This window comes from Brevibacterium sp. H602 (assembly GCF_051172395.1).
Taxonomy (GTDB): domain Bacteria; phylum Actinomycetota; class Actinomycetes; order Actinomycetales; family Brevibacteriaceae; genus Brevibacterium.
Map to the genome: position 1 here is coordinate 20,636 of NZ_JBPIZD010000033.1, position 8,301 is coordinate 28,936.

7 protein-coding genes are annotated in these 8,301 nt (G+C 67.2%); 6 read left to right on the forward strand and 1 reads right to left on the reverse strand.

All coding sequences use genetic code 11. The annotated features are described in order from the left end of the window. The first annotated feature begins 18 nt into the window (after positions 1-18). Positions 19-852, forward strand: a complete 834-nt coding sequence (nadE, locus tag ACSBQT_RS16910) for an ammonia-dependent NAD(+) synthetase (protein ID WP_410711474.1) — start codon at positions 19-21, stop codon at positions 850-852. A 3-nt stretch (positions 853-855) separates the two neighbouring features. Here the strand turns inward: nadE and ACSBQT_RS16915 are convergent, their stop codons facing one another. Beyond that, on the reverse strand, positions 856-1,572 hold the full coding sequence (locus ACSBQT_RS16915) for a hypothetical protein (RefSeq protein WP_410711473.1): 717 nt from the start codon (positions 1,570-1,572) through the stop codon (positions 856-858). Positions 1,573-1,667: 95 nt separating this feature from the next. On the opposite strand from ACSBQT_RS16915, the gene ACSBQT_RS16920 reads away from it, so the two are divergent. From ACSBQT_RS16920 to holA, 5 genes are all read left to right on the forward strand, one after another. Further along, the gene (locus tag ACSBQT_RS16920) at positions 1,668-2,975 is read left to right on the forward strand and encodes a UDP-glucose dehydrogenase family protein (protein WP_410711472.1); all 1,308 of its coding nucleotides are present in this window, start codon (positions 1,668-1,670) and stop codon (positions 2,973-2,975) included. Next, positions 2,972-3,847 (forward strand): DegV family protein, encoded by an 876-nt coding sequence (locus ACSBQT_RS16925; protein WP_410711471.1) that lies wholly within the window; start codon positions 2,972-2,974, stop codon positions 3,845-3,847. The genes ACSBQT_RS16920 and ACSBQT_RS16925 overlap by 4 nt, the downstream gene beginning before the upstream one ends. Positions 3,848-3,974: 127 nt before the next feature. Then, positions 3,975-4,907 (forward strand): helix-hairpin-helix domain-containing protein, encoded by a 933-nt coding sequence (locus ACSBQT_RS16930; RefSeq protein ID WP_410711470.1) that lies wholly within the window; start codon positions 3,975-3,977, stop codon positions 4,905-4,907. Between the two features lie 100 nt (positions 4,908-5,007). Further along, a complete protein-coding gene (locus ACSBQT_RS16935; protein WP_410711469.1) occupies positions 5,008-7,230 on the forward strand; it encodes a ComEC/Rec2 family competence protein in 2,223 nt (740 codons plus the stop codon). Between the two features lie 59 nt (positions 7,231-7,289). Beyond that, positions 7,290-8,273 (forward strand): DNA polymerase III subunit delta, encoded by a 984-nt coding sequence (holA, locus tag ACSBQT_RS16940; RefSeq protein ID WP_410711468.1) that lies wholly within the window; start codon positions 7,290-7,292, stop codon positions 8,271-8,273. The last annotated feature ends 28 nt before the right edge of the window (positions 8,274-8,301 follow it).

Here is an 8,301-nt window from a genome sequence, read left to right on the forward strand (position 1 = left end):
ACTACGACTGGTGAGAGCATGACGAACAACAGAGTTCAAGACGAGATCCGGCACGCCCTCGGCGTACGACCGCAGATCGACCCGGCGACGGAGATCGCCCGCCGTGTCGAGTTCCTTGTCGACTATGTGCTCACCACCGGAGCCAGAGGTCTCGTGCTCGGCATCAGCGGCGGGCAGGACTCCACACTGGCCGGCAGGCTCTGCCAGCTGGCGGTGGAGGACCTGCGCCGCCGCGGGGCCGATGCCGAGTTCTGGGCCGTGCGCCTGCCTCACCATGTGCAGACCGATGAGGCCGATGCCCAGAATGCTCTGTCGTTCATCGCCGCCGATCATGAGCTGGCGATCAACATCGGCGCCGCCACGGATGCGGCCGCCGAGGAGTACGAGAAGGCCACCGGAGAGATGATCACCGATTTCGGCAAGGGCAACGTCAAGGCCCGGATGCGGATGATCGCGCAGTTCGAGCTGGCAGGGGAGAAGAAGGCGCTCGTCGTCGGCACGGACCACGCCGCCGAGGCGGTCACCGGGTTCTTCACAAAGTTCGGCGACGGCGCGGCCGACGTCATCCCCCTGGCAGGTCTGAACAAACGGCAGGGACGGGAACTGCTGCGCCACCTCGGCGCTCCCGAACATCTCATCGTCAAGGTCCCCACCGCGGATCTGCTCGATGACGAACCCGGGCAGACGGACGAATCGTCGCTGGGTCTGACCTATGACCAGATCGATGACTTCCTCGAGGGGAAGGCGATCGAGCCCGCGGCCGCCTCGGCGCTCATCGAGAAGTACCGCCGCTCAGAGCATAAACGCCGCACACCTGTGGCTCCGGTCGATTCCTGGTGGATCCGGCACTGAGCCTCAGTCGTTGAACGGCGGCGTGCCTGAGACGAGTCCGAGTTCGAGGGCCGTCTGGTTGAACTCCCACCGGGAGGAGACGAGGTCGTCGCTGAGGCGTTCGCCCCGGCTCTGAGCCTCGGTGTAGCCGCGCCAGCCGTCCTTGCGGGCATCGCCGGGACGGATCTCACGGGTGCCGGCATCATCGGGGGAGACCTGGGTCTCCTCCTTCACCCAGATCGACAGGCCCTCGGCTGCCCGATAGAGGTTCATGAACGCGGTGTGCGAACGCGGGTTGTCGAAGCTGACCTTCTTGAACTCGGCACAGAAGGTGGTGAGCGGCTCGAGTTCGTCGACGGCGACGGTGGCGAAGGTCGCATCGAGTCGCAGGGACTGGACGAGGCCCGACGAATCCGGGATGAGCTCGAGGATGCGACGGGCGCGACGCTCATCGGGAAGCAGCTCGACCGTGTCCTCCACCGGGGTCAGTCCGAGAGTGTCCATCCGACCGCGCTCGACGCTGAGCTGCTGGCGCAGTGCGTCGATCTGCTGTTGGGCTCGTCGCCATTCGCCGTGGAACATCAGCAGCGCGGCGATCACGCCGAGGCACAGCACGAGTCCGATGATCCAGGCCGCAGAGTGCAGCCCGGGGATGGCGAAGGCGATGATGCCGAGCACGGTGAGCACCGCAAACGTCACGGCCGCCGGTGAGTTGGTGAGGAAATCAAGGAAACGCTTCACAATTCCAAGCCTACTGTTTCAACCTCCACATATCGTGCAACCGGGTGGCATATAGTGTGGTCGAAAACGCATGCCAATACCCAGGAGAGCTCGGTTTGAAGATTTCAGTCATCGGTTGCGGATATCTGGGCGCGGTCCATGCGGCGGCCATGGCGTCTCTGGGCCATGATGTCACGGGAGTCGATGTCGACACGGAGAAGGTCGAGGCCCTGACTTCCGGTCGTCCGCCCTTCTACGAACCGGGACTGAGTGAACTCCTCGTGAAGGCTCAGGAGCGCGGAAAACTCGAATTCACCACCGATGTCTCCCGCGCCGCCGACGCCGCCGTGCACTTCGTATGCGTAGGCACTCCGCAGAAGCCCGGTGAGTTCGCCGCCGATGTCACCTATGTCGATGCGGCCGTGGAATCGCTGCACCCGCACCTGACTGCGACGTCGGTGGTTGTGGGAAAGTCGACCGTTCCCGTAGGCACCGCCGAGCGACTGGCCGGAAACATCGCCGACACCGGCGCCGCCATGATGTGGAACCCGGAATTCCTGCGAGAGGGCCATGCCGTCGAGGACACCCTCCACCCGAATCGTCTCGTCTACGGAGTCGCCGACGGCGAACCCGGGCAGGCCGCGGCCACAACCCTCGACGAGGTCTACGCCTCGATCCTCGCCGACGACACTCCTCGGATGATCACCGACTTCGCGACCGCCGAGCTGGTCAAGACCGCGGCGAACTCGTTCCTCGCCACGAAGATCTCATTCATCAATGCCATGGCCGAACTCTGTGAAGCATCGGGAGCCGATGTCACCCAGCTCGCCGACGCGATCGGCATGGATGACCGGATCGGCCGCAAATTCCTCAACGCCGGGCTCGGCTTCGGCGGCGGATGCCTGCCCAAGGACATCCGCGCCTTCATGGCCAGGGCCGGGGAACTCGGCGCCGATCAGGCGGTGGCGTTCCTCAAGGAGATCGACTCGATCAACATGCGCCGTCGTGTGCGGATGGTCGACATCGCCCGCGATGCCCTGGGCGGGTCGTTCATCGGCAAGAAGATCACCATCCTCGGTGCCGCGTTCAAGCCCGACAGCGACGACGTCCGCGACTCGCCGGCCCTGGCCGTGGCCAGACTCATCGCCACCCAGGGCGGGCTGGTCACCGTCACCGATCCGCAGGCGATCGGCAATGCGCAGAAGTCGTTCCCCGAACTCGACTACGTCGCCGACACCGCCGTGGCGATCACCGGGGCGCAAGCCGTGCTGCTGCTGACGGAATGGCGCGAATACCGCGACCTCGACCCGGCGGCGACCGCCGAACTCGTGAGTGGGAAGGTGCTCGTCGACGGCCGCAATGTGCTCACTCCCGAACTGTGGCGGGCAGCGGGCTGGACGTATCGGGCTTTGGGCCGTCCATGAGGATCGGACTGGTCACCGACTCCACGGCGCAGCTCTCCGCTGACGAACGCGAAGAGCTCAGCGAGGCCACCGGCGGTCTCTTCGCCGTGGTGCCGCTGACCGTGCTCATCGGCGGTGTCGCCTTCGCCGACGGTGAGGTCGATGCCGGGCACCTGTGCGCGACGATGACCGACGGAGTCGAGGTCACCACGTCCATGGCCACCCCGGCTCAGTTCGCCGACGCCTATGCACGGCTGCGCGAGGACGGTGCCGAAGCCATCATCGTCGTGACCATGTCCGCGGAGCTCTCGGGCACCCGCGATTCCGCGGTCAATGCCGCCGAAGCCGAGGACATCCTCATCGATGTCGTCGACTCGAGGACCACCTCGGCGGGATTGGCTGGGGCACTGTCCGTGGCGGTAGCCGGGATCAGGCAGGGACTCGACGCCGAATCGATTGCCGGAACCATCGCCGACTGGTGCGCGGCGGAGACCCGCTCCGTGTTCGCCCCCGGCAGCCTCGAACACCTGCTCCGAGGCGGCCGGATCGGCGCCGCGTCCTCCTTGCTCGGCAGGGCTCTCCAGATCGTCCCCGTGCTCGGTCTCAGCGCCGGAGTCGTCGTTCCGCTCGCCCGTGTACGCACTCGCACCAAAGCCCTGGAGAAGATCGTCGCCCTGGCCGCGCAGGCCGCCGCCGAGGTGGCCGATCCCGAGGACACCGTGCACGTCGAGGTCCAGAACGCCGAAGGGGAGATGGACACCGCGGATGCCGAACTGCTGAGCTCGCGGCTGCGCGAGCTCGGATTCGACTCCTCGTTCAGGACGCTGTCGACGATCATCACCGCGCATGTCGGACCCGGCACGGTCGGTGTGACCGTGCAGACCACGCCCTGACTCACACACTCATGCCTGGGGATGCTCGGGTGACTTGATCACCTCTGCCCTGTGGACGCAGATGCGCTGTCCACAGGCGACGATTCCGCCCTGGCCGCCGTGTGCCGGCGCTCCCTAACCTCGGACCATGGCTGTGTCTCCGGATGATCGTTTCGCCGGCCTCCTGGGCGCCAGTGCCGAGCGCGGCGGTTGGGTGCCGGGCGACGTCTACACCGCCGACACCGCCGGTGACGAAGAACCCGTCGAACCCCGTCGCGTGCGTCTGCCCGTGCTGGCGGCTCTCGGCATCGCCACGGTCGGAATCCTCGTCCTCGCCTTCCTCCTCTTCCGCCCCGCACCACAGCATTCGCCCGTGGGCAGCGGTGGCGATCCCAGCCAAGGTACGGAAGCCGGTCAGTCGCCTGGCGCGACCAGCGAGGGAGGTGAAATAGGCGAAACCGGTGAGGGGTCGGCCGAGGGAACAGCGGGAGCAGCCGCAGGACAGGAAGGAGCCGCCTCGGCGAAGTCGGCGAATGCGAACGGGGAAGTGATCGTCCATATCACCGGAGCGGTCAACGACCCCTCCGTGGTCACGCTGAAGGCGGGTGCGAGGGTCCAAGACGCTGTCGAAGCCGCCGGCGGGCTGAGCGCAGGAGCCGACAGTGAAGCGGTGAATCTGGCGCGCGTGGTCGCCGACGGTGAGCAGATCCACATCCCGGCAGAAGGAGAGGAACCGGCAGCCGACGTCGATGGTGCCGAGGCGAACGGGACCGGTCAGGACGGAACCGGTTCGGACGGAAGTGGGGGAGCGGGCGCGGGTGGAGACGCCGGTTCGCCGGGAACCGCCGATTCATCCGCCGCGGCGAGTGGTGGGGCACCCGGCCAGGCGGGGAAGGTCGATCTCAACACCGCCGACGCCACCACCCTGGAGACGCTGCCCGGGGTCGGACCCGTCACCGCCGAGGCGATCATCAGCCACCGCAGCCAGCAGCCGTTCGCGAGCGTCGAGGATCTGCTGCTCGTCAAAGGCATCGGGCCGAAGACCTTCGAAAGCCTCAAAGACCTTGTCACCGTCGGCTGACCCGGTCCCCGCAGCCGTACGCACACGGCTGCGAACGTGGCGATCTCGGCAGCAGGCGTGGGAGCGCAGACTCATTGCCCTGCGAAAAAGGTGCGGGTCCGTGGTCGCTTGGGTACGGGAGCGGGCGGCGCTGTGGCCGGGTTCCGTCCGCCTCCTCTGCTGTGCCGCCGGCCTCTGGGCCAGCGCACTCCTGTCACCGGAGCCGTGGGTGCTCTTCGGCGTTCCCGTGCTCGGACTCCTCGGTATCGTGATCCTGCGACGGCACCACCACCTCGGTGTCGGTGTCCTCGTCTTCACCTGTCTGCTGACGATCCAGATCACCGCCCTGGCTGCCGCTCACGGACCGGACGATGAGGTCGAGACCACGGGGCTCGTCGTCGGCCACAGTGAGCCCGGAGCGTCCGGCTGGACGCGACTGACCCTGCTCACCCCCACCGGATTCACCCACGTGCTCAGTCCTGAGACCGCCGTCGACGGAGCGACCGTGCGGATGCGCACTCAGCGCCTCGACGACATCCGCTCGACTGAGGCGGAACCACAGGTGCTCGAAGAACCGAACCGACTGTGGCAGTGGCGTGAGAGGCTGCGCACCGAACTCCGCGTCGATTCTCTCGCCGCTGGCAATGACGGAGGACGGCTTCTGCCCGGACTCGTGGTCGGTGACACCTCGCCTCAGGACGACCGGATGGTCGACGATATGCGGGTCGTCTCCCTCACCCACGTCTCGGCCGTATCGGGCAGCAACGTCACGATCGTCAGCCTCGGTGCCGGACTGCTCGCCGGAGCCTGCCGAGCCGGCCCACGGCTGCGCGTGAGCATCGGTGTGCTCACCTGCCTCGGCTACGTCTTCATCGTCGGATTCGAACCCAGCGCCATCCGCGCGGCCGGAATGGCGATCGCCGCGGCACTCGTCTTCCTGCGCGGCGGCGGGATCTCCCCGGTCGCGGTCATGTGCTCGACGGCGAGCCTGCTGCTCGCGTTCGTGCCGGTGTTGGCCACCTCGGTGGGGTTCGTCCTGTCCGTGGTCTCCACGGCTGCGATCATGTTCGTCGTCCCGGTCCTGCTGCGCCGTCTCGCCGTGCACCTGCCGCTGGCGCCCACGGTGCTCGTGACCGCGCTCATCGTGCCCTTCGTCGCCCAGCTTGCGTGCACCCCGGTGCTCGTGGCGATCGACCCGCGCATCGGTCTGTGGTCGGTGGCTGCCAACGCCGCGGCCGCACCGGCGGTCATGCCGGCGACGGTGGCAGGTTTCCTCAGCCTCGTGGCCACCGGCATCGCGACGGCAGGTGTGCCCGGAGCCGACTTCGTCTCGGCCCTGCTGGCGTGGATCGGGTCCTTCCCGGCCTGGTGGATCGTCCTCGTCGCCCGAGTCTGCGCCGCGCTGCCGGGAGCGGCGCTGGACTGGCCGGTGCCGCCGGTCGGAACGCTGCTGGCGCTCGGTCTGCTCGGCCTCGCAGTGGCCGGGACGTGGATGCTCGTCCGTCGTCGCCTCTGGGGTCTGCCCGTCCTCGTTCTGTGCTGCCTGCTCACCGCCGCCGTCATCGTTTCGGTGAGGTCGAAGCCGCCGGCCGGGGAATGGTTGGTTCTCGTCTGCGATGTCGGTCAGGGGTCCGCCGCGGTGATCAACCTCGGTGAGGGTCGGGGCCTCGTCGTCGACACGGGGCGCGAGCCAAAACCCATCGACACCTGCCTCGACGAATCCGGGATCGAGGAATTCGATCTGCTCATCTCCCACTTCGACGCCGACCATTTCGCCGGCTATGCGGGCACGACATGGGGGCGAAAGGCCGACCGGCTGTTCGTCTCCGCGAACGTCGCGACTTCGCCCGAGGCCCGGCGCGTGATCGCTGACACCGGCGCCGAGGCGGTCCCCACCCACCGCGGCGAGACGCTGACCTTTGAGACGGCGAGTCTGGAGGTGCTGTGGCCGCCCCTGCGCTCGGTCCCTGCGGCAGAGGACGAGGAGCTGCGCAACGAAGACTCCCTGGTGGTGCGGGTCGCACAGAAGGGGCTGAGCACTCTGCTGCCCGGCGACGTCGGAGCCGAGGAGCAGTACGTGCTCGCCCAACAGGTGCAGCCGGTGGATGTGCTCGTCGCACCGCACCACGGTTCCTCCGATCTGGCACCCGAGTTCTTCACGGCCGCGGCTCCCGGGCTCGGCATCGTCTCGGTGGGGGAGAACAGCTACGGGCATCCGAGTGAGAAGTCGCTGCGCTCCTTCGGTCCCGTGCCAGTGCTGCGCACCGATCACTGCGGTTCGGTTGCGCTCTACGCGCAGAGTCGATTCAGCACGGGTCACAGGTGTCCGGAGGACAAGGGATGAGGTGGCGGGTGCCGGTCCGCCATGCCGGCCATGTCGGGCCGCCGCGATAGGCTGGGGCCATGGCAGTGAAGAAGACCCTGATCCCGTGGAGCTCGGCGAAACCGGCCCCTGTCGTCATGATCTCCGGTGGCGAATCGGTGCTCGTGCGCATGGCCAAGGACCGCATCGTGTCGGCCGCACGGAAACAGGATCCCGAAGAGATCGAATTCGACGCTGCCGGGTACCAGGCCGGCGAGTTGGCGATGGCGGCTTCACCGTCTCTGTTCTCGTCCTCGAAGCTCATCGTCGTCGATGCGGTCGAAAAGTGCTCGGAGGACTTCCTGAGTGACGCTTTGGCCTATCTGGACGCTCCGAACGATGACGCCGTCGTCGTGCTGCTGCACGCCGGCGGCAATCGGGGAGCGAAGCTCATCAAGAAACTCGATTCCGCCGGTTATCCCCGCATCGACGCGGCGGTGCTGAAGAACGAAAGCGATCGGGCGAAGTTCGCGCAGACTCGGTTCAAGGCCGCGAAGCGGCGCATCGACGAAGCGGGAATGGCCGCGCTCATGTCGGCGCTGGGCTCCGACCTCGCCGAACTCAATGCCGGAGTCGACCAGCTCATCGAAGACACCGAGGGCACGATCACCGCCGAGGTCGTCGACCAGTACTACGGCGGCCGTGTCGAAGCCACGGGCTTCAAGGTCGCCGATGCGGCAGTGGCCGGAGACGCGAAGAACGCACTCAGCCTGCTCAGGCATGCCCTGTCGACGGGGTCCGACCCGGTCCCGCTGGTAGCGGCAGTCGCGATGAAGCTGCGCGGCATGGCGAAGGTGCAGGGTTTCTCAGGCACCAGCGGCGAGCTGGCTTCCGAGTTGAAGATGGCTCCGTGGCAGGTCGATCGGGCCCGCCGTGAGGTGAGGCGGTGGAATGAGGTGGCGCTCGGCCAGTCGCTCATCGCCGCAGCCGAGGCCGATGCGGCTGTCAAGGGCGGGGGACGCGACCCCGTCTACGCCGTCGAATGGTTCGTCTCAGAAGTCGCCCGCCTAGCCAAAACCCGCTAATTACTACCTGACGGCGGCCCAGCAACCT